At 60.0% G+C, this 24,532-nt stretch carries 4 protein-coding genes; all 4 read right to left on the minus strand.

Translation table 11 applies throughout. The annotated features are described in order from the left end of the window. The 4 genes from cueR to siiEA are packed head-to-tail and all read right to left on the minus strand — an operon-like array spanning window position 1 to window position 24,520. Complete coding sequence (cueR, locus tag ACJHXB_RS06920) at window positions 1-408, minus strand: Cu(I)-responsive transcriptional regulator (RefSeq protein WP_001026741.1); 408 nt, start codon at window positions 406-408, stop codon at window positions 1-3. Then, the gene (locus ACJHXB_RS06925) at window positions 405-1,580 is read right to left on the minus strand and encodes an HlyD family type I secretion periplasmic adaptor subunit (RefSeq protein ID WP_097446869.1); all 1,176 of its coding nucleotides are present in this window, start codon (window positions 1,578-1,580) and stop codon (window positions 405-407) included. The genes cueR and ACJHXB_RS06925 overlap by 4 nt, the downstream gene beginning before the upstream one ends. Then, entirely contained in the window at window positions 1,577-3,739 is a 2,163-nt protein-coding gene (locus ACJHXB_RS06930) for a type I secretion system permease/ATPase (RefSeq protein WP_097446870.1), read from the minus strand. Before ACJHXB_RS06930 ends, ACJHXB_RS06925 begins: the two co-directional genes overlap by 4 nt. A 3-nt stretch (window positions 3,740-3,742) precedes the next feature. Beyond that, window positions 3,743-24,520, minus strand: coding sequence for a BapA-related adhesin SiiEA (gene siiEA, locus ACJHXB_RS06935; RefSeq protein ID WP_001605107.1), 20,778 nt, complete (start codon window positions 24,518-24,520; stop codon window positions 3,743-3,745). Between the last annotated feature and the right edge of the window lie 12 nt (window positions 24,521-24,532).

Below are 24,532 nucleotides of genomic sequence, written 5' to 3' on the forward strand. Positions count from 1 at the left end.
TCACCCCGCCCGATGATGACAGCAGCCGGAGAGATTTTCGATAATCGGGCAGTCGGCGCTGTCATCTCCGGGGCAGGCATTCGCCAGCGCCAGTAGCTGGTCGCGCATGGATTGCAGTTCTTCAATGTGCCGCTCGATCTCCGCCACCTTCTCCAGCGTGCGCCGTTTTACATCAGCGCTGTGACGCTGCGGATCGTTAAACAGATTCACCAGCTCGCCGCTCTCTTCCAGGTTAAAGCCCACCTGGCGTGCCTGGCGCAGTAAGGTCAGTTCGTTGAGATGCTGCTGCGTGTAGGTGCGATAACCGTTTTCGCTGCGTATCGGCGGCGTCACCAGCCCCTTCTCTTCATAGAAGCGAATGGCTTTGCTGGTCAGGCCGGTAATTTTTGCTACATCGCTAATGTTCATCGTTCGCGCAACGCCTCCTGTGCTTTGTTAAAGGGTTTCAACAGATAATCCAGCACGCTTTTTTTGCCGGTGCGGATATCGACCGTCGCCACCATACCGGGGAATATCGGAAACTGCTGTTTATGTTTATTTTCCAGATGGTTGCTGAAAGTGCGAATGTACACCCGATAGTAATAAACATCGCGCCGCACTTCATCCTGAATGGTGTCTGGTGAGATCACCGCTACTTCCCCCGGCAGGCCGCCGTAGATGGAGTAATCATAGGCGGTTATTTTCACCAGCGATTTTTGCCCCGGATGGATAAACGCCACATCGCGCGGGGAGATTTTTGCCTCGATCAGCAGTTGCTCATCCAGCGGCACGATGGTCATCAGTTTACCACCGGGGGCAATAACGCCGCCAACCGTGGTGACGTCAATGTCCTGAACAATGCCACGTACCGGCGCGGTAAAGTTGAGCCGGGTGAGAGAATCTTCCCGCCCGCGGATCACCGAACGCTGGGTTTCTACTTCCGCATTGGCTTTTGCTAACTCTTCGCGCGCCTGAACGTAGTATTGCGTGCGCACGTCGCTGAGTTTGTTTTCCAGTTCATTGGCCTGGCGTTGCAGGCGCAGCACTTCAACGCTGCTCGCCGCCCCCTGTTTTACCAGCGGCTGGGTCATCGCCAGTTCGCGGTTGACCAGGCTAATCCCCTGCGTCAGCCCGGTGGTGGCTTTGTTCAGCCCATCGCGGCGAGTGTTGTACAACGCCGTTTCCGACTCGATAAGTTCGGGGAATTTATTCAGTTCGTCAGGGAAGACCAGCGGTTTATTACTCACTTCCGCCCGCAGCCGCGCCGAGGTTGCCAGCGCCGCGTACAGCCGCGACATTGCTTCCTGGACGTCGGATTCCGTTTTGGTGCGGTTAAGCTGCGCCAGCGGCTGGCCCTGTTCAACAATATCGCCAACCTTGACGTCGAGATGATACAGAATTCCGCCTTCCAGCGACTGCACCACCTGTTCGCGCCCGGAAGGTTCTACCGTGCCGCTGCCGGTGGTGACTTCATCAAGCTGGAAGTACCACGCCCAGCCGAGAAAACAGAGCAGCATCACAGCGGTAACGCGTACCGCCAGCGCCGAACGCGGCAGGCGGGGTTCAGTCAGGCCACGGTTGTATTGCAGTTGTCCATTCATGCGGCAGACCCCTTATTCTTCTCCTGCAACACCACCCGTCGCGTCGTGGGTTCGCCCTGTTCACGCAAAATGGCCTCTTTCGCGCCATCCATCACAATCCGCCCCTGATCCATCACGATAATGCGGTCCACCAGTTGCAGCATCGCCGTGCGGTGAGTGGCGATAATCAGCGTGCGATGGCCAATCCACTGTTTCAGTTGTTCGATTAAATGCGCTTCCGCCATTTCGTCCAGCGAGGCGCTGGGTTCATCGAGCAGCACGATATTGGGTTGAGAGATGAGTAGCCGCGCCAGCAGCAGCGTTTGCCGCTGACCGCCAGAAAGACCAAATCCCCCTTCCTGAATCATGTAGTTGAGGCCGTTTTTCTGCTTCTGCACAAACGGCAGCGCCCCGCTGAGTGTTAATGCGCGTTCGATATCTTCATCGCTGGCCTCCGGCATCCCCATCGTCAGGTTTTCCCGCAGCGAGCCGAAAAACAGTCGTCCGGTCTGGCTCAGTAGCCCCATGTCGCGGCGCAGATCCGCCGGATCAAGCTGACCGATGCTGATGTTATCCAGCAGCACCTGCCCCTGTTGGGCGATACGCATTCCGGCGAGCATTTGCAGTAGCGTTGATTTACCCGCGCCGTTGCGCCCGAGAATGGCGATTTTCTCTCCGGCCTGAATGTTGAGTTTGCCAATCGCCACATCGGCAATCTTCTCTTCTTCGTCGTAATAAAAGATAGCGTTGCTGAACTGATAATTGCCGTGCAGTACCGCTTTATGCACCAGCTTGCCGTGTTCCGGCTGATCCACCGGGCGCTTCATCAGTTCATCGAGGCCGTTGCGTGCCACTTTCGCCTGCTGCCAGCGCGAGAGTACGCCGGAAATCTGCGACAGCGGCGCAATAGTGCGCGAAGCCAGGATCGTCGTTCCCACCAGTGCGCCGGTGGTCATGTCACCGTTCATTACCATAAAGCAGCCCACCAACAGCACCACCACGTAGACGATGGATTGCACTTCCTGAGTCCAGGTGAGCAGTAGCCCGGTGAGAAAACGTTGCTTCATACTGATGGACGAGGCCACGTCGTTGGTGTGGTTCCACTGATTCTGAAAACGCTGTTCAGCACGCAGCAGTTTAATATCTTCAATCGACTGCACGGCTTCCACCAGCGTAGCGTTGCGTACCGCTGACTCGCGCATTCCTTCGTTCGCCAGCCGCGCCAGCGGGCGTTGCACCAGCAGGCCGGGGATAACCAATAACGGCAGCGCCAGCAAAACCACCAGCACCAGCCAGCCGCCAATCATCCACAAAATAAAGACAAACAGCAGGAAGAACGGCAGATCCGCCACCGCGCCGATGGTGGTGGAAGTAATCAGCTCCCGCACCGATTCCAGTTCGCGGATCTGTGAGATAAACGATCCGGTGGATTTCGATCGCACGTTGTTTTTAAGCCGTAGCGCATGACCAAAAACGCGATCCGAAATACGCAGATCCGCCCGCTTGCCGATCACATCCGAAAGATGTGTGCGCACCATGCGCATACAGAACTCAAACAGGATCGCCATCATCACCCCGGCGAACAGCACCCATAGCGTCGGGTACGATTGCGCCGGAACGACGCGGTCGTAAACCTGCATCGAGAAAATCATCGCCGCAAGCGCCAGCACGTTCGCCACCAGTGACGCCAGCATAATATCGCCATAGCGCCGCCAGTCTTTTAGCGAGAGATTCCAGAACCAGTTCGCCTGATACGGGCGAATATAGTCGTCTACCCGCGCGTCAGGAATAGCGCTGAGCGGGCGCAACAGCGCCAGTTCGACGATGTTATCTTCAATATCCGTAACGTTAAGCGTGGTTTCCAGCCCTTCGTCACCGCTGAACTGAACGCTGATATTGTCGTGATTATCGCGGCGGGTGATCACGCCAATCTGCTGATTATCAAATACCGCGATCAGCGGCAGACGCCACGGGTTAAGCGAGTCGGCGGAGAACTCCACCAACCGTAACCCCATTCCCAACTGCCGCGCCATGTCGGTGAGCAACTCCTCCCGCTTGCTGTCGCGCTCCCAGTTGACGGTCGCGCGCACGTTCTCCTGAGAAAAATCAAGGCGGTAATAACGCGCCACGGCGATCATCGCCTCCAGCCAGGCTTCCACGGACTGGGCATTTTTTTTCATTATCTACACCACCATCAGCTGATGATTCGCCAGCAAAGTGGCAAGGTCGGTATGCACGCCCGTCAGCGTGACCACGTTAGTTGCCGCATAAGTGCCGCCCGTGCCGTCGCGGTCGATCTGCACGATGGTGTCGCTGCCGCTCTGGGTGACTTTGACAAAATCACTGATGTTCCCGGCCTGCGCATCCAGCGTCGCCACGCCGTTGACGTAGCTGGCTTTGCCGTTGCCGGTGTAGCCGCTGCCCTGTAACAGTTCACGAATATCAATGCGATCGGTGTCGGCGGTGCCTTCCCATGTCCCTACCGTAAAGCCATTCACCACATCCGAGCCGTTGCCGCCAGTGGCGTCACTGGCGTTGAGCAGTTTATAGAGCAAGGTGTCGTGACCGCCGTTGCCGATGTTAAGGGTGTCGTTGCCGCCGCGCCCTTCCAGTTGGTTATCGCCGCTGCTGCCGGTCAGAGTGTCGTTAAAATTCGAGCCGGAAATGCCTTCGATATTGGTAAATGTCGAGGTGTTAAAGCCAGTAGCCTGCGCGGCGGTGCTGCTTAAGTTCGCGGTCACACCCACCGTCGAGAGGCGGAAATCAACCACGTCCATCCCGCCATTCGCCAGCCACGTTCCGGTGCCGGAGCTGTACACCCAGCCGCCGGAGCCGTCGTAAGTGTCGGTGCCTGCGGTGGCAAAGAAGGTGTCGTTATAACCGGTGCCGACGAACTTGCCGTTGTTGCTCGCGGTACCCGCTTCGGCGCTGAGATCGTAAGCGTGAGTGGCATCGGTGGCCTGTAAACCGCCCCAGCTGGTGTTGACCGTCTGGTCGATATTGCTGGCGGTGGTGCCGGTGGATTTGATCAGCACCGCGTTGTAGGTTTCTCCGGCGTTCAGCCCGTAGAAGTTGACCAGCGCCGAGGTGTCGTTAACCCCCATACCCGACTGCGGGTTGATGATTTGCGTGGCGACCAGCACTCCCGCCGAGTTGTACAGTTTTACGGTATTGCCGTAATAGACGTTAATGCCGTTAGGATCGGTGATGCGCAGGTGCAGCGAAGTGCCGTAGCTCACCGTGTTGGTGTTGCGAATAAGATAGACGCTGCCCGACTGTTTGGTCACCAGCACATCCACCGCGCCGTCCCAGTCGTAGTCCATTGCCGCCACGCCGCTGGTAGTGCCGCTCTGGCTGCCGCCGAGGGCCGATTGTGTCCAGTTGCTGGCACCACCAACGTTGGTGTAAAGATACGATTGTCCGGTCTGGGCGATACGGGCGATATCCATCAGGCCGTCGTGGTTCCAGTCCACCGCCACGCTAAACTGGCTGGCGTAGGTGGTTGCCGTTGCGCCCACCGCCACCGGACTGCCCAGCACGCCGTTGGTGTTGAATAACAGCGAGCCGTAGTTAGCTCTTCCCTGGCTGGCAGGCAGGAAAAGGTCCATATCGCCGTCGCCATCGAAATCGGCCCAGGTCATGGAGACAGACGTCGAGTTACCACCGCTGCCCGCCGTGCTGAGGAAGGTGTTAATGGTGTTCTGCCCCCAGACAAACGTCCCATTCCCCTGGTTGATGAGCGAAGATAGCGTGTAATAGTTGTTCAGGTTATAGGTGTGCTGAACCAGGTCGATCCTGCCGTCATTGTTCAGATCGACGCCAGAACCTTCGTTGAGCGAAAGATACCCCGTCACCGCCCCGCCCACCGTGGCGCTACCGCCGCTGTTCGACGTGGTGGAGTTACCTACCAGCGTACCTGCGTTGTTCCACAGGAAGGTGTTGGAGTCCGGCCCGCCCGCGTCGCCAATCCAGAAGTCGAGATAGCCGTCGCCCTCTTTATCAAATGCCACAATCGAGCCGTACCACGTCAGGGTGCCGACGGTGACCTGAATAGCGCTGGAAAAGGTGCCATCGCCGTTATTGGTAAAGCCGTTGATATAGCCTGTACCGTAGTCATCACGGGTGATAAACAGATCGCCCGTACCGTTACGGTCGTAATCGGCGATGGAGCTGGTGGCATAGTTGTTGCCGCTCTGATACAGCGTCAGCGCGGTCTTCGACCAGGTGAGTGGGTCAGTCGATTGCATTACCTGCTGGTTTGCCAGCACCGTCCACATCCCGTGCGAGTCGAGGCCGTAGGTCAGCCCCCAGGCGGTGGTTTTGCTGGCGGTGGTCCAGGTCGGTGTGTAATCAATCGCCGCGTTAACCGTCACCGTGCCATTGCTAATATTGGCGTTATTGCCGTTGCCCGCCGAGCTTTTTACCTGCGCGGTGACGTTATAGGCGGTCGCAGAAGCCGCCAGCGCGTCGGTATCCGGCAACTGTACATACCAGGTGTTGTGCGCCGGATCGACCACCACCGCACCGCCCGGTTCAGAGGTGTAGGTTTTGCCGTTGATCACCACTTCAACATACTGCCCGCTGGCAAGCGCGGCGGTGATCACCCCGCTGATAATCGGCGTGGTATCGCGCGTGGTCTGGCTGGTAATTTGCGCCAGCGTGGTCGGAATAGAGGTATCGACCGTCAGGACAAAATCACTGGAGGAGGTGATATTCCCCGCCAAATCCACCACTCGCGCGCTGTAGGTGTAGGCACCGCTGACCAGCCCGCTGTCGCTGTAGGTCCAGTTCAGCGCGCCGACCATCGTCACCGCGCCTAACAGCAGGCCGTTGCGGTAGAGGTAAACCACTTCACCGCTGGCAAGCGGCGCGGAGAGCACGCCGTTCAGCAATGGCGTAGTGTCGTCGGTGGCCTGCGAACTGCTTAATGTCCCCTGCCGCTGCCCGACGTCATCAGTGTACGACACAATGGTCGGCGTCGCGGTGGGGTTAATCGTATCGACCACCACCGTTTTCGACACCACCGGACCGGTATTTCCCGCCAGATCCAGCACCCGCACCTGATAAACGTAGCTGCCGTCGGTCAGCGTGCGGCCGTCGGTGTAGGTCCACTGCGTGCCGTTGGTGGTGAGCGTGATCCAGGTCGCGCCGCCGTCGAGGCTAATCTGCGCCACTTCGCCGCTGGCAAGCCCCGCCCCCAGCGAACCAGTCAGCGTGAGCGAGGTATCGCTGGTGATAAAGTCAGTTGCCGAGCTACCCGTGTCGGTGCTGATGCTGGCGATGGTGAGCACCTGCGCCGGGTTCACGGTGTCAATCTGCGCCGACTGGCTGCCGGTTGCGCCAACGTTGCCCGCAAGATCGACTACCCGCACCTGCCAGGTGGTGGTGCCGTTGGTGAGCGTACGCCCGTCAACGTAACTCCAGTTAAGGCCGTCTGCGGCGACGGTCACGTTCACCCAGGTTGCGCCGTTGTCGGTACTGATTTGCGCGAACTCGTTAGCGCCGAGCGCCGCCCCCAATACGCCGCGCACGGTAAGCGAGGTGTCGCTGGTAATAAAATCGCTGCTGCTGGCTCCGGTGTCATCGCTGATACCGGTAATGGTGATACTTTTCGCCGCTTCCGGGCTGGTGGTGTCGACCACCACATTTTGCGTTGCGGTCTGCCCAACGTTCCCCGCCAGATCCACCACCCGCACCGTGTAGTTCCAGGTGCCGTCGGTCAGTGTGCGACCATCGGCATAGCTCCAACTGGTGCCGATAACGGTTAACGTGGTCCAGGTGACACCGCCGTCGAGGCTGATTTGCGCCCGTTCGTCTGCCGCCAGCGCCGCGCCGAGCGTGCCGCGCACGGTCAGCGTGGTGTCGCGAGTAACAAAATCGCTGCTGCTTAACCCGGTGTCATCGCTAATGCCCGCAATGGCGATGGTTTTGCTCGCCAGCGGCGCGGTGGTATCCACGGTGACTATCTGGCTGGCGGTCGCGCCGATATTTCCGGCGGTGTCGATCACCCGCACCTGATAGTTGTAGTTGCCATCGGTCAGCGTCCGCCCGTCAAGCCAGGTCCAGGTTAAGCCGCTTACTGACAGGTTCTGCCAGGTGGTGCCGCCGTCGATACTGATTTGCGCGAACTCACCAGCAGAAAGCGCCGCGCCCAGCGTGCCGCTCACCGCAAGCGTCGTGTCGCTGGTGACAAAATCGTTAGTGATCAAGCCCGTATCGGTGGTGATCGCGCTAATGGCGATGGTTTTCACCGCTGGGTCTGGCGCGGTGGTGTCGATCACCACATTCTGGCTGTCGGTGGCACCGACGTTGCCCGCTGCGTCAATCACCCGCACCTGATAGAGATAGTTGCCATCGGTCAGCGTGCGGCTGTCGTTATAGCGCCAGCTCGTGCCAGTGACGGTAAGCGTAGTCCAGGTTACGCCGCCGTCGATACTGATTTGCGCCGTCTCGTTACTGGCAAGCGCGGCGGTGAGTGAGCCGTTGACCACCACCGGGCTGACGCTGGTGATAAAGTCACTGGCGCTAAGGCCAGTGTCGGCTTGCAGGGAATCGATATTAATGCCCATCGCCGGAGCGCTGAGATCGACGGTAATGGTGTGATTGCTGCTGCCGGTGTTGCCAATGGCGTTGCTCACCGAGGCGTTAATCACGTAGGCGTTACCGTCCGCCAGCGCGGTGACATCGGCGCTGCCGAGGGTGTAGCTCCAGCTACCGCCCGTCTGCACCGTGGTGGTGTAGGTTTTGCCGTTTAAGGTTAGGGTCAGCGTCTGCCCGACTGGGGCGGTGGTGGTGCCGCTGATCACCAGCGACGAGCCGTGTTCCGCCGCATTCACCACATCATCACCCGCAAAGGTGTTGATGGTGACAGTAGGCACATCGCCGTTCAGCGTCACGCCACGGCTGGCGCTGCCGGGGTTTCCGGCCTGATCGCTAACCGTCGCGCTAATGGTGTAGCTGCCGTCGCTTAATCCGGCAAACTGCTGCGCCGGAATAAACACCGACCAGCTTCCGCCGCTGCCGACCGTTGCGGTCCAGGTTTGCCCGTTAAAGGTGACGGTCACCGTCTGGCCCGCTTCGGCGGTGGTGGTGCCGCTGATGGTCTGCCCGGCAAGCTGCTCGGCGTTGTTGATAATATCGTCACCCGCCACCGTGGCGATGGTGACCGTGGGCGCAACGGTATCGACGGTCAGGGCGTGCGTGGTTTGACCGGGGTTACCGGCGCGATCGTTCACGCTGGCGGTAATGGTCTGCGCGCCCTGCCCGAGCGATGCCAGATCTGCCGCAGGCACGTTCAGCGTCCAGGTGCCATTGGCGGCCACCGTGGCGGTATAGGTTTTGCCGCCGAAGGTGACAGTGACCGTCTGCCCCACTTCCGCGCTGGTCGAGCCGTTAAGGGTTAACGGCTGCTGCTGTTCGGCGGCGTTGAGACGATCGTCCGTCGAAACGGTGTTAATGCTGATAATCGGCGCGGTGAGATCCACCGCCACACTGCGCGAAGCCGTGGCGCTGTTTCCGGCGCTGTCCTGGGCGGAAGCGCTGACCGTGTAGCTGGTGCCATCGGCAAGCGCCGCAACGTCTGCCGCCGGCACGTTCACGCTCCAGCTCCCGTTGCTCTGAATGGTAGCGCTGTAGCCTTTGCCGTTAAGCAACACGGTCACTACTGTACCTGCGGCAAAGTTCGTTCCGGTGCCGCTCAGGGTCAGCGCACTGCCTGCTTCGGCGGCGTTAATAAGGTTATCGCCGCTGATGGTGCTGACCGAGAGCGACACTGCCGCCGTGTTCACCTGCACGTTGTGCGTCTGCGTGCTGCTGTTGCCTGCGCTATCGGTGACAGTGGCGCTGATAGTCACTGTGCCGTCCGCAAGGCCGGAAATCACGCTGGCAGGCACGCCAACGCTCCAGTTGCCGCTGGCATCGGTGCTGGTGACATACTGCTGCCCGGCGATGGTCACCACCAGGCGGTCGCCCGCCACCGCGCCCGAGGCGGTGCCGCTGATAATCTGCGCCTGAGTGTGTTCAACGTTGTTAATCACATCGTCGCCCGCCACGGTGTTAAAGCTGATGACGGGCGCGGTGGTATCGACGGTCACACCTTTGCTGGCGCTGCCAGGGTTACCCGCCAAATCGCTGACCGTGGCGGTCAGGGTGTAGCCGTTATTGGCAAGTGCGGTTAAGTCGCTGGCGGGCAGCGTTAAACTCCAGCTGCCGTCTGCCTGCACCGTGGTCTGGTAGTTAGTGCCATTAAGCGTGACGGTCAGCGTCTGCCCTGCCTCCGCCGTGCTGGTGCCGGATACCGTCACGCCCGCCGCCGCTTCGCTGGCGTTGATGATGTTATCACTGGCAATGGTATTGATGGTCACCGTTGGCGCGGCGCTATCGACGCTGTATTCATGCGTTGCCGTGGCGCTGTTGCCGTTGACGTTAGTCACCCGCACCTGGGCGCTGGCATCGCCGTCACGCAGGGCCGCCATATCCGCCGCCGGAACGGTGGTGCTCCAGCTACCGTTTGCCGCCACCGTGGTGGTGTAGGTTTTACCGCCAAAAGTAATGGTAACGGCTTGCCCCGCTTCGACGCCGGACGTGCTGCCGGAGAGCGTTAATGCCGCGCCTTTTTCGGCGGCGTTAATCACATCATCGCTGGTGATGCTGTTTATGCTGACGGCGACAGTGCTGAGATCAACTGTCAGCGGATGGGTAATGCTGGTTTGCGTTCCGGCACTGTTCGCGCCGCTAACGGTAATGTTCAGCGTTCCCGCAGGCCAGTTACTGACATCCGCCGCCGGTACGCCGACGCTCCAGGTACCATTCGCCAGCACCGTGGCGGCATAAGTTTGGTTATTTATCACCACCGTCAGCGCCGTGCCCGCCGCAAAGCCAGAGCTGGTGCCAGTAATCACCTGCGCCTGAGCATGTTCGATGATATTGACCACATCATCGCCTGCAACGGTATCCACCCGCAGGCCAGGCAGACTGGCGTCGATGGTGATATCGCGCGTGCCGCTACCGGTGTTGCCAACGGCGTTGGTTACCGAGGCATTAACCGTTAACTCACCATTACCTAACGCCTGCCAGTCGGCGGCTGGTACGCTCACATTCCAGCTTAAATCTGGCTGGACGGTGGCGGTGTAAGTTTTACCGCCCAGTTCAACGGTGACGATGCTACCCGCCGCCGCACCGGTTACCTGGCCGCTGATAGTTTGCGCGCTGCCCGCCTCTGAAGCGTTGATAATATCGTCCGTCGCCACCGGATTAATGGTGACGCCCGGCAGCGCGGTATTGACCTGCACGTTATGGCTGGCGGTGCTGCTGTTACCCTGAGCATTGGTAACGCTCGCCGTGACGCTGTAGGTGGCTTCGCCCAGCGCACTGACCGCCGAGGCGGGCACGGTGACGCTCCAGTTGCCGGAGGCGTCGGTAGTGGCGCTGTAGTTTTGTCCGTTCAGGGTGACGGTGATCGCCGTACCCGCAGGCTGATCGCTGGTGCCGGAAAGCGCCAGATCAGATCCTTTTTCCGTCGCGTTGATCACATCATCGCCCGCGATGGTGTTGATGCTAATCACTGGCGCGCTGAGGCTGACGGTCACGGTGCGGCTGGCGTCATCGCTGTTACCCGCCCGATCGCTGACGCTGGCGGTGATGGTCTGTGCGCCGCTACCCAGTGCCGTAACATCCGCCGCCGGAACGCCAACGCTCCAGTTGCCGGAGGCATCCAGGGTGGTGGTGTAGGTTTTGCCGTTGAGCACAACGCTCACCACATCGCCCGCTTCCCCGCCCGTGCTGGTGCCAGAAATCACCAGCGCCTGCCCGTGTTCGGCGTCGTTGATGATGTCATCGCCCGCCACGGTGTTAATGGTGAGAACCGGCGCGGTGGTGTCTACCGCCAGATTATGGCTGGCGCTGCCGGGGTTGCCCGCTTTGTCGTTGACCGTGGCGCTGACGGTGTAATTGCTTGCACTTAGCACGCCCAGGGCTGAAGTGGGAACGCTGACGCTCCAGCTACCGTCCGCCTGCACATTGCCGGTGTAGGTTGCGCCGTTAAGGGTCACGGTGACCGTCTGCCCGGTTTCGGCGGTGCTGGTGCCGCTGATGGTGAGCGGGCTTCCCGCCTCCGTGGCGTTAAGAATATCGTCGCTGGCAATGGTGTTAATGGTGAGCGTCGGTGCGCTGGCGTCAACGCTATACGCATGGGTCGCCGAGGCACTGTTACCGCTCGCGCTGCTGACACTAGCCTGCACGTTCGCCGCGCCGTCTGGCAGAGTTGCCAGATCTGCCGCTGGAACGTTCACACTCCAGCTACCGTTGGCGGCGACGCTTGCAGTGTAGGTTTTACCGCCAAAAGTGACGGTAACGGTTTGCCCGCTTTCAATCCCGCTGGTGCTGCCGGAAAGGGTCAGACCAGTGCCTTTTTCGGCGGCGTTAATTACGTCATCGCTGGCAACGGTGTTGATGCTGATTGCCACCGCCGTTAAATCGACGGTGAACGGATGGCTGACGCTGACTGGGTTTCCGGCGCTGCTCTGTCCTGTAACTTCAACGGTTAACGGCCCCGCAGGCCAGGCGCTGACGTTTGCCGCCGGAATGCCAACGCTCCAGCTCCCGTCCGCCTGTACCGTGGTGGAATACGCCACACTGTTGATGGTAACCGTCAGCACAGCACCTGCATTCAGGCCGCTACTGCCGCCGGTGATCACCAGCGCCTGCCCGTGCTCGATACTGTTGACGATATCATCGCCCGCCACGGTATCCACGCGCAGACCCGGCAGGTTGGCATCAATGGTGATATCCCGCGAGCCGCTGCCAGTGTTGCCATTCGCGTTGGTAACCGAGGCGTTAATGGTCAAATCGCCATTGCCCAACGCCTGTAAATCGTCTGCCGGAACGGTGACGCTCCAACTTAAATCGGGCTGAACCTGCGCTGTGTAAGTGTTGCCGCCCAGCGTCACGGTGACCGTATCGCCAGCGGCGGCGCGAGTCACCACCCCGCTGATGGTTTGATCGGCCCCGGCTTCGGCGGCGTTGATAATATCATCGCCCGCCACGGTGTTGATGGTAACGCCCGGCAGGCCGCTATCGACCAGTAAATTCGCCTGGCTGCTGGCGGTGTTACCCGCCGCACTGGTGGCACTGGCGCTGACGGTATAGTTGGCCTGACCCAGAGCCGCCAGATCGCTCACCGGCACGGTTAAGGTCCAGTTGCCCGCCGCGTCGGTGGTGGCGCTGTAGTTATGACCGTTGAGCGTGACGGTGACCTGCGCGCCCGTCGCCAGCCCCGTACTGCTACCGCTAATGGTCAACGGCTGGCCTTTTTCATCGGCGTTTAGGACGTTATCGCCGCTGATGGCGTTAAAGGTAATTGACGGCAGGCCAGTATTGACCGTCACCTGATGCGTGGCGCTGCCGCTGTTTCCGGCGGCATCGGTGACGCTGGCGTTAATGGTCACCGTGCCGTTCGCCAGCGCCGAGACGACGCTTGCCGGAACGCCGACGCTCCAGTTACCGCTGGCGTCCAGCACGGTGGTGAAGGTGGTGCTGCCGATAGTCACCGTCACGGTGCTGCCGGTTGCCGCACCCGTGGCGGAGCCGCTGATAATCTGCGCCTGGGCGTGTTCCGTCGCGTTGATCACATCATCGCCCGCCACCGTGTTGATGGTGACAACCGGAACAGACGTATCCACCGTCAGGTTGTGATTAACCGAGGCCGGGTTTCCGGCTTTGTCGCTCACCGCCGCACTAACGGTGTAGTTGCTGGCGGTCAGGGCGCTTAAGTCGGCTGGCGGTACGCTGACGCTCCAGCTACCGTCCGTTTGAACCGTGCCAGTATAGTTTTCGCCATTGAGGGTGACGGTCACCGTCTGCCCCGCTTCCGCCGTGCTGCTGCCAGTGATAGTCAGCGCAGCACCCGCTTCGGCGGCGTTAAGAATATCGTCGCCTGCAATAGTGTTAATGGCCACCGTTGGCGCGCTGGCATCGACGCTGTAAGCGTGAGTAGTGGTGGCGCTGTTGCCGTTAACATTGCTGACTCTGGCCTGTGCGCTGGCATCGCCATCACGCAGGGCCGCCATATCTGCCGCCGGAACCGAGGTGCTCCAGGAACCATTCGCAGCCACCGTGGCGCTGTAAGTTTTGCCGCCAAAGGTGACGGTGACCGTTTGCCCGGCCTCCACACCAGAAGTGCTGCCAGAGAGCGTTAACGCCGCGCCTTTTTCGGCAGCGTTAATCACGTCATCGGCAGTAATGGCGTTGATGCTGACCGCCACCGCAGTGAGATCGACAGTCACCGGATGCGTAACGCTGACCGGATTTCCGGCGGTGGTGTTGCCGCTCGCCGTAATTGTGACCGTCCCCGCAGGCCAGGCGCTGACATCTGCCGCCGGAACGCCGACGCTCCATGAGCCATCCGCCAGTACCGCCGCAACATAGGTTTGCCCGTTAATGGTCAGCGTGACGTTGCTGCCCGCTGCCAGATCGGAGCTGCTGCCGGTAATCACCAGCGCCTGTCCGTGCTCGATAATATTGACCACGTCATCGCCCGCCACGGTGTCAATCCGCAGACCGGGCAGATTCGCGTCGATGGTGATTTCACGCGTGCCGTTACCGGTATTGCCTACGCTGTTCGTTACCGAAGCCGAAATGGTCAGCTCACCGTTGCCCAACGCCTGTAGCGCGGAGGCCGGAACATCGACGCTCCAGCTTAAATTCGCCTGCACCGTGGCAGTGTAAGTCGCCCCGCCGAGCGTGACGGTCACCGTATCGCCTGCCGTAGCCCCCGTCACCTGCCCGCTGATAGTTTGATCTGTCCCTGCTTCGGCAGCGTTAATAATATCGTCCGTTGCCACCACGTTAATGGTGACGCCAGGCAGCGCGGTATTAACCTGTACGTTATGGCTGGCGGAACCGCTGTTGCCATCGGCGTCAGTAGCGGCGGCGGTCACCGTGTAAGTGGCTTCACCGAGGGCGCTCACCCGTGACGCCGGAACGGTCACGCTCCAGTTCCCGGAAGCATCGGCAGTGGTGGTGTAATTTTGCCCGTTGAGCGTAACGGTAATCTGCGTGCCCGCAGGCTGGTCGCTGGTGCCGGAAATCGCCAGATCTGCACCTTTCTCCGTGGCGTTGATGATGTCGTCGACGGCAATGGTGTTAATGCCGAGTATCGGCGCGCCGAGCGCCACGGTGACAGTGTGCGAGGCCGTACCACTGTTGCCTGCGGAGTCGGTGACCGTGGCGGTAATGGTTACATCGCCCTGCGCCAGTGCGGAAATCACGCTGGCAGGCACGCCGATGCTCCAGTTGCCGTTGGCGTCCAGCACGGTGGTGTAGGTGGTCGTGCCAATCGTCACGGAAACCGTGTTACCGGTCGTCGCGCCCGTTGCTGAGCCGCTGATAATCTGCGCCTGTCCGTGTTCCGTAGCGTTGATGATGTCATCGCCCGCTACCGTGTTGATGGTAACGACCGGCGCAACGAGATCCACCGTCAGATTATGCGTTGCTGAAGCCGGATTTCCGGCTTTGTCGCTGACCGAGGCGTTAACGGTATACGAGCTGGCGGTAAGGTTAGCTAAATCGCCAGTTGGTACGCTGACGCTCCAGCTTCCGTCTGCCTGCACGTTCCCGCTGTAATTAACGCCGTTTAGCGTTACGGTCACCGTCTGCCCGGCTTCTGCCGTGCTGGTGCCGCTGATGGTCAGCGCCGATCCCGCTTCGGCGGCGTTAAGAATATCGTCGCTGGCGATGGTGTTGATGGTAACGGAGGGCGCGGTGGCATCGACGCTGTAAGCATGCGTTGCCTGGGCGTTGTTACCCGCGACGCTACTGACACTGGCCTGGACGTTTGCTGTGCCGTCCGGCAAGGTTGCGAGATCGACGGCTGGGATCGTTAGCCCCCAGGTATTATCCGCGGCAACCGTGGTGGTGTAACTTTTACCACCGAAGATAACGGTGATGGTCTGCCCCGCTTCCACGCCGGAGGTGGTGCCGGAAAGCTGCAAATCGCTGCCTTTTTCGGCGGCATTAATTACATCGTCAGTGGAAAGTGTGTTGATGGTAATCGCCACGGTAGCGAGATCGACCGTGACCGGATGAGTAATGCTGGTTGTGGTTCCGGCAGTGTTAGTGCCAGAGACGGCAATATTGACCGTCCCCGCAGGCCAGTTTGTGACATCTGCCGCCGGAACACCGACGCTCCAGGTGCCATCGACGAGTACCGTTGCGCCATAGGTGACGCCGTTGATCACTACCGTCAACGCCGCCCCCACCGCCAGTCCGGTACTGCTACCGGTGACTACCAACGCCTGACCGTGCTCGATAATATTGACCACATCATCGCCTGCTACGGTATCGACGCGCAGACCTGGCAGGTTGGCGTCTATCACGATGTCGTGTGTTGTGGTGCCAGTATTACCCACGCCATTAGTCACCGAGGCGCTGATGGTCAGTTCACCGTTGCCCAGCGCCTGCAAAACGTTCGCCGGTACGCTGACGCTCCAGCTTAAATCTGGCTGCACGGTGGCGGTGTATTGATTGCCACCAATGGTGACAATTACCGTATTCCCCGCAGCCGCCGTTCCCGTGACCTGCCCGCTGATGGTCTGCGCCACAGCGATTTCAGCGGCATTGATAATGTCATCGCCCGCCACCGTATTAATGATCACCCCAGGCAGGAGCGATTCGACATTCACCGTATGGGTGGTGCTGCCGCTGTTGCCCGCGCTGTCGGTGGCGCTGGCGCTAATCGAATAGACCGCCTCGCCCAGCGCGCCGACCGCCGAAGCGGGCACGGTAACGCTCCAGTTGCCGGAACTGTCGGTGGTGGCGCTGTACGCCAGGCCGTTCAACATCACGGTGACCGTGGTGCCAGTCGCCAGACCGCTGGAGCCGCCGCTGATGGTCAGATCCTGGGTTTTCTCCGTACTGTTAATAATGTCATCGTCGGAGACGGTATTGATGGTCAGCGTCGGGCCGCTGAGATCAACGGTCACATTATGGGTAGTGCTGTCGCTGTTGCCCGCGCGATCGCTCAGGCTGGCGGTGATCGTCTGGCTACCGGTCGCCAGCGCCGTGACATCCGCCGCCGGAATGCCCACAGTCCAGTTACCGGAGGCGTCCAGCGTGGTGGTGTAGTTTTTACCGTTCAGCGTGACGGTTACCACATCGCCCGCCGCCGCGCCCGTGCTGGTGCCGCTGACGACCAGCGCCTGACCATGTTCGATGGCGTTGATAATGTCATCGCCCGCGACGGTATTAATGGTGAGATCCGGCGCGGTGACATCCACCGCCAGCGCGTGGTCGGCGCTTGCCGGGTTACCCGCTTTGTCGCTCACCGTGGCGGTCACGGTGTAACTGCTGGCGGTTAATCCGCTTAAATCCGTTGCCGGAACGTTCACGCTCCAGGTGCCATCCGCGAGAACAGTGGTCTGGTACGTGTTGTTATTGAGCGTGACGGTCAGCGTCTGTCCGGCCTGTGCCGTGGTGGTACCGCTGATGGTTATCCCCGCGCCCGCTTCGCTCACGTTAAGGATATCGTCGCTGGCGATAGTGTTGATGGTCACAAGCGGCGCGGTGGCATCAACGCTGTACGCGCGATCGGCCTGGGCGTTGTTGCCGTTAATATTGCTGACGCTCGCCTGCACGTTACCCGCGCCGTCCGGTAGCGCAGCGAGATCGGCAGGCGGCACATTCACCGTCCAGCTACCGTTGGCTTCAACGGTGGTGGTGTAATTTTTGCCACCAAAGGTGACCGTCACCGTCTGCCCGGCTTCGACACCGCTGGTGCTGCCGCTCACCACCAGCGTTTCGCCTTTCTCCACGGCGTTGATCACATCATCGCCGGAAAGGGTGTTAATGGTGATGGCAACCGCCGCCAGATCGACGGTAACCGGATGGGTAATAGTGGAGGTTGTCCCGGCGCTGTTGGTGCCGCTTACGGTTATATCGACCGTACCCGCTGGCCAGTTGCTGACGTCTGCCGCCGGAACGCCGAGGTTCCATGTGCCGTCGGCTAACACCGTCGCGGCGTAAGTAACGTTGTTAATCTCGACCGTTAACGCCGTTCCCGCCGTTAATCCGCTGCTGCTCCCGGTGATCACCAGCGCCTGATTGTGCTCAATGCTGTTAATAACATCATCGCCCGCCACGGTATCGACCCGCAGGCCAGGCAGATTGGCGTCGATAGTGATATCGCGCGAGCCGCTGCCGGTGTTGCCCACGCCATTAGTGACCGAGGCGTTTACTGTGAGATTACCATTGCCGATGGCCTGAATATCCGCCGCCGGCACGCTAACGCTCCAGCTTAAATTAGCCTGCACCGTGGCGGTGTAGGTGTTGCCACCCAGCGTAACGGTAACTGTGTCGCCCGCCGCGGCACCCGTCACCTGCCCGCTGATGGTCTGGGCATTTCCCGACTCGGCATCGTTAATAATATCGTCGGTCGCCACCGCGTTAATGGTGACGGCAGGTAACGCGCTGTTGACCAGCACGTTATGGCTGGCGGAATTGCTGTTGCCTGCGCTGTCGGTGACGTTTGCGGTTACCGTGTAATTGGCCTCACCCAGCGCGCTAACTGCCGAGGCAGGCACCGTGGCGCTCCAGTTGCCGGAGGAATCGGTCGTCGCGGTGTAATTTTGCCCGTTCAGCGTCACCGTTATTGTGGTGCCTGCGGGTTGATTACTGGTGCCGGTAATTTGCAGATCCGCGCCTTTTTCCGTGGCGTTAATCACGTCATCGCTGGCGATAGTGTTGATACCAATGGTTGGCGCGGTGAGATTCACGGTGACCGTGCGGCTGGCATCATCGCTGTTGCCTGCCGCGTCGGTAATGGTAGCTGTGATGGTTTGCGGGCCGCTGCCCAGCGCAGTGACATCTGACAGCGGAACGCCGACGCTCCAGTTGCCGGAAGCGTCCAGCGTGGTGGTATAGGTTTTACTGTTTAACGTAACGGTGATGACATCGCCCGCTTCGCCGCCAGCGCTGGAACCGGAGATTACCAGCGCCTGCCCGTGTTCGGCGGCGTTAATAATGTCATCGCCGGAGACGGTGTTGATGGTTAATACGGGAACGGTGAGATCCACCGCCAGCCCATGAGTGGCGGTTGCCGGGTTACCCGCTTTATCGCTTACCGAGGCGCTGACCGTGTACTGGCTGGCGGTCAGATTGCTGAGATCCGCCGTCGGCACGCTGACGCTCCAGCTCCCGTCCGCCAGGACGGTGCCGGTGTAAGTCACGCCATTAAGCGTGACAGTTACCGTCTGCCCCGCTTCGGCGGTGCTACTGCCGCTGATGGTTAGCGGATTGCCCGCCTCGGCGGCGTTCAGAATATCGTCAGTGGCGATGGTGTTAATGGCAAGCGTCGGTGCCGTGGCATCGACGCTGTAGGCGTGGGTCGCCGAAGCCGTGTTGCCGTTAATATTGCTGACGCTGGCCTGTACCGTGGCGTCGCCGTCGCGTAACGCGCTGAGATCGGCGGCGGGTACGGTGGTTGTCCAGCTACCATCGCCCGCTACGGTGGCGGTGTAGGTTTTACCGCCAAAGGTGACGGTGACGGTTTGTCCCGCTTCCACGCCGGAAGTGCTGCCGGAAAGGGTTAAATCTGCCCCTTTTTCGGCGGCGTTAATCACATCGTCGCCGGAAACGGTGTTAATGGAGATCGCCACCGCCGCCAGATCGACGGTGACCGGATGGGTGATAGTGACCGGGTTTCCTGCGCTAGTGGCACCTGAAACCGTGATATTCACCGTACCCGCAGGCCAGTTGCCCACATCTGCCGCTGGAACGCCAAGGCTCCATGTACCATCGGCTAATACCGTCGCGCCGTAGGTGACGTTATTGATCACCACCGTCAGCGCCGCGCCCGCCGCCAGCCCGCTGCTGCTACCGGTTATCACCAGTGCCTGACCGTGCTCGATGCTGTTGACCACATCATCGCCCGCCACGGTATCGACGCGCAGGCCAGGCAAATTAGCGTCGATAGTAATATCTCGCGAACCGCTGCCGGTATTACCAACGCCGTTGGTCACCGAGGCATTAACTGTCAGGTCGCCATTGCCGATGGCCTGAATATCCGCCGCCGGAACGCCCACGCTCCAGCTTAAATTGCCCTGCACGGTAGTGGTGTAGGTTTTCCCGCCAAGCGTTACGGTAACCGTATCGCCCGCCGCCGCGCCCGTCACCTGCCCGCTGATGGTCTGCGCCACGCCCGATTCGGCGGCGTTAATAATGTCGTCGCTCGCCACCGGATTAAGGGTGACGCCAGGCAGTGCGGTATTCACCTGCACGTTATGGCTGGCGGAATTACTGTTACCCGCGCTGTCGGTGACATTCGCCGTCACCGTATAACTGGCTTCGCCCAGCGCACTGACGGCGGAGGCTGGCACCGTGGTGCTCCAGTTGCCTGCGGCGTCCGTCGTGGCAGTGTAATTTTGCCCGTTCAGCGTCAGCGTAATTGTGGTGCCAGCTGGCTGATTACTGGTGCCGGAAATTTGCAGATCCGCGCCTTTTTCGATGGCGTTAATCACGTCATCGGTGGCGATGGTGTTAATGCCAATGGTCGGCGCGGTCAGATTCACTGTAACCGTGCGGCTGGCATCATCGCTATTGCCTGCCGCGTCGGTAATGCTGGCGGTGACAGTTTGCGGGCCGCTGCCCAGCGCCGTGACATCCGCCGCCGGAACGCCGACGCTCCAGTTGCCGGAGGCATCCAGCGTCGTGGTGTAGGTTTTACTGTTTAGCGTGACGGTGACGACATCCCCCGCTTCTCCGCCAGTGCTGGAACCGGAAATCACCAGCGCCTGCCCGTGTTCGGCGGCGTTAATAATATCGTCGCCCGCAATGGTGTTGATGGTGAGTACCGGAACGGTGAGATCCACCGCCAGATTATGCGTGGTGCTCGCCGGGTTGCCTGCTTTGTCATTGACCGTGGCGGTCAGGGTGTGGCTGCCATCGGTCAATGCCTCAAGATCTGCCGCCGGAATATTAATACTCCAGCTACCGTCGGCCTGTACCGTTGCCTGATACGTCTGCACGGTCGGGCTATTGAGCGTTATCGTAACAATCTGCCCTGCCTCGGCAGTGGTGCTGCCGCTCACCGTCACACCCGCATCGGCTTCGCTGGCGTTGACGATATTGTCGCTGGCAACGGTATTGATAATGATGGTCGGGACACTGCTGTCGACGCTGTAGTTATGCACCGCCGAGGCGCTATTGCCGTTAATATTGCTGACGCTGGCCTGCGCGGAGGCGCTGCCCTCTGGTAATGCTGCCAGATCGGCGGCGGGAACGGTGGCAGCCCAGCTACCATCGCTCGCCACGCTGGCAGTGTAATTTTTCCCGCCAAAGGTGACGGTGACGGTTTGACCGGATTCTACGTTAGTGGTGGTGCCGGAAAGGGTTAAATCAGCGCCTTTTTCTGTGGCGTTAATCACATCATCCGTGGCGATGGTGTTGATGGTGATCGCCGCCGGAGTGAGATCGACCATAACCGGATGCGTAATGCTCACCGGATTTTCGGCGCTACTTTCCCCGGACACGGTAACCGTTACTGTTCCCGCAGGCCAGGCGCTAACCTGCGCCGCCGTGACGCCCACGCTCCAGCTACCATCGGCCTGCACCGCAGTGGTGTATTCCACATTGTTAATCGTAACGGTAAGCGGCGTGCCTTCAGCCAGCCCCGAGCTGCTGCCGCTGACCACCAGCGCCTGCCCGTGCTCGATGATATTGACCACATCATCGCCTGCCACCGTATCGACCCGCAGACCGGGCAGATTGGCGTCGATGGTGATATCCCGCGTGCCGCTGCCGGTGTTGCCGTTTTGATTGGTGACCGAGGCGCTCACCGTTAAATCGCCATTACCCAGCGCCTGAATAGCGTCCGCCGGAATGCTCACGCTCCAGCTTAATCCCGGCTGTACGGTGGTGGTGTAGGTATTGCCACCCAGCGTAACGGTTACCGCGTCGCCAACGGCGGCTCCAGTCACCTGCCCGCTGATGGTTTGCGCGACGCCCGCTTCGGCGGCGTTAATAATATCGTCGGTTGCCACCGGGTTAATGGTCACGCCGGGCAGCGCGCTGTCAACCAGCACGTTATGGCTGGCGGTGGCGCTGTTGCCGATATTACTCGTCACCGCCGCCGTTACCGTGTAGTTGGCCTGGCCCAGTGCGGTTACCGCCGATGCCGGAACGGTGACGCTCCAGTTGCCGGAGGCGTCGGTCGTGGTGGTGTAATTTTGCCCGTTCAGCGTCACGGTGATGGCGGTATTGGCTGGCTGATCGCTGGTACCGGTAATCTGGACATCAGCCCCTTTTTCGCTGGCGTTTATCACATCATCGCCAGCAATGGTGTTAATACCAATTACTGGCGCGGCGGTATTGACCGTGACAGTCAGTGACTGGCTGCCCGTGTTTCCGGCGCGGTCAGTCACTGACACGTTGATCGGATAACTGCCATCCACCAGTCCGCTGACAACGGAAGCCGGAACACCCAGACTCCAGTTGCCGGAACCATCCACCACCGTGGTGTAATCCACATTATTCAGCGTCACGGTGACGATATCGCCCGCCTGAGCGCCAGTAACCGTGCCGCTGATGATTTGCGCCTGGGTGTGTTCCGGCGTGTTGATGACGTTATCGGTCGCCACCGGATTAATGGTTACCACCGGCGGCGTGGCATCGACCAGCGCCACGCGTGAGACGCTGCTCGGATTACCGGCAACATCGTTCACGCTGGCGGTGACCGTAGCGTTGCCGTCAGCCAGTGCGCCAACGTTGGCGGCGGGAACGGTCACGCTCCAGGTGCCGTCGGACTGCACGACGCCCTGATAGGTCTGCCCATTCAACGTAACGGTCACCGTCTGCCCTGGCTGAGCGTCGGTGGTGCCGGTGATTTGCAGATCCTGCCCGCTTTCGGTGGCGTTGATGATGTTATCGGCGGTCAGTGGATCGATGCTTAAGGCCGGGGCCTGGCTGTCGACGGTAATGGTGCGAGAGGTGTTGCCGGTATTGCCGCTGAGATCCGTCACAGAAGCGGTAATCGCCACCGCGCCGTCAGGCAGATTTCCCATCGCGGCGGCAGGTACCGTCAGACTCCAGGAGCCATCAGCCTGCACGGTAGTAGTAAAACTCTGTCCAGCCAGGGTTACTGTGACGGTTTGTCCTGTCTCGGCCTGTTGAGTGCTACCGGTAAGGGTCAGTGGCGCACCTTTTTCTGCGCCACTGATAATGTCATCGCCGGAGACGGTGTTAATGGTGATTAACGGAGAGACACCGACCAGCGTGATTGCTCGAGACGCCGCGCCGGTATTTCCTGCAGTATCTGTCACGGTGACGAAAATCGTATTGGCTCCGCGATCCAGCGTGCGGGTTACCGCTGGGTCCAGCGCCACATTCCAGCTGCCATCTGCCAGCACAATGCCCGTCAGGACATGAGTGCCCAATTTCACCGTTACCGTATCGCCAGGAGAAGCACCGCTGACTTGTCCGGAGATGATCTGCGCGACGGCCTGCTCAGCATTATTAAGAATATCGTCGCCCGCCACGGTGTTAACGCTGACCACGGGTGCTGAGGTGTCTACCGTGAAATTCGCGCTGTTGCTGGTGGTGTTTCCTGCCCGATCGCTGACACTGGCATTGACAGCGTAGTTCCCCTCCGCCAGTGCCTGTACCTCCGTGGCAGGCAGCGTCACTTGCCAGGTTCCATCGCTACCGACGGTTACTGAATGGCTTTTCCCGTTGACGGTCAGGGTTACGGTTTGCCCCGCTTCTGCATTCGAAGTGCCGCTCAGTACCAGCGCGGCGTTATGTTCCGCAGCACTGACGATGTTGTCCTGAGCGATAGTGTTGATGGCAAGCGTTGGCGGTTGGGTATCGACCGTTAAAAGCTGCGCGCCGGTGACCGTATTGCCTGTGGCGTCTTTCCCGCTGACCAGCACTGCCTGATTCCCTTCGCCTAACGCCTGCGCATCGGCGGTCGGTACCTGCACGCTCCAGGCACCGTTAGCGCCTACGCTGGTGGTGTAGGTTTTGCCGTTTAGCGTAACGGTGAGTTCTGTTCCCTGCGCCAGATGGCTACTGGTACCAGAAAGCGTAAACCCGGCGGCCTGTTCGCTGGCGTTAATAATGTTATCGCCTGCGGTGGTGGCAACCTGCACGCTGGCCTGACTATTGTCGATGGTTAACGTTATCGAACCGGCGTCAGTGATGGTACTGCCGACAATTTGCACCACTGACCAGGTATGTTCACCTGCACTTTGCGTGGGTAACGAGACACTCCAGTGACCGTTGTTGTCTACCTGAGTACTGGCAATAGTATTGCCGTTACTGTCTTTAATCTGAATAGTCGCCCCCGCCTGCCCGCTGCCGCTAAAGGTTGGCGTGGTGTCATCGGTGATGTCATTGGTGGCGAGAATGCCGCGCTGATCGCCCTGATTATCGGTAACTAAAAATGATGGTGTGGCGTTGCCAGGCTCAGCGGGTGGCGTAGGGTTATTAATCACTTCCGTTTTCGAGTCGCCATCACCACCGCTTGCCAGCAGTGCACCAAGCGCACCACCACCTACCGCCGCCCCCGCCAGCCAACCCCACGGGAAGGCGCTGGTCTGAGCAACGGTATCAAGAAATGGCGCAATGCTTTCAATCGCAGTGGTCTGGGCAGTCAGTTCTACGGGGGCTAAACCACCCGCAGCAGTATCGGCAAAGGTGACATGGGTTAGCTGTTGCCCATCGGCAAACACCAGTTCCGATTGTTCAGCGGTATTCGCCGCTTGCAGGAAATAACCGTTGCAACGGATCACCGTGCCGTCCTGCATATAGATCAGCAGGTCATTTCCTTCACGGACGTAACGCGAAACGGCAGAGGCCTGAGCATGAACCTGCACCACGGAAGGCTCATAAATAACAACCGTGACGTCGCCAGGATTAATCAGCGTTTGTTTGACGGATGTTTTACGCGAAATAACATCAATAATCAGGCTCATAATGGCATTCCT

Source organism: Escherichia sp. WS3227_2 (assembly GCF_046486495.1).
Taxonomy (GTDB): Bacteria; Pseudomonadota; Gammaproteobacteria; order Enterobacterales; family Enterobacteriaceae; genus Escherichia; species Escherichia coli.

What these genes read in the sequence shown, in the direction of transcription:
- siiEA (WP_001605107.1), bottom strand. Translation starts at nt 24,520, where the DNA reads ATGAGCCTGATTATTGATGTTATTTCGCGTAAAACATCCGTCAAACAA.
- ACJHXB_RS06930 (WP_097446870.1), bottom strand. Translation starts at nt 3,739, where the DNA reads ATGAAAAAAAATGCCCAGTCCGTGGAAGCCTGGCTGGAGGCGATGATC.
- ACJHXB_RS06925 (WP_097446869.1), bottom strand. Translation starts at nt 1,580, where the DNA reads ATGAATGGACAACTGCAATACAACCGTGGCCTGACTGAACCCCGCCTG.
- cueR (WP_001026741.1), bottom strand. Translation starts at nt 408, where the DNA reads ATGAACATTAGCGATGTAGCAAAAATTACCGGCCTGACCAGCAAAGCC.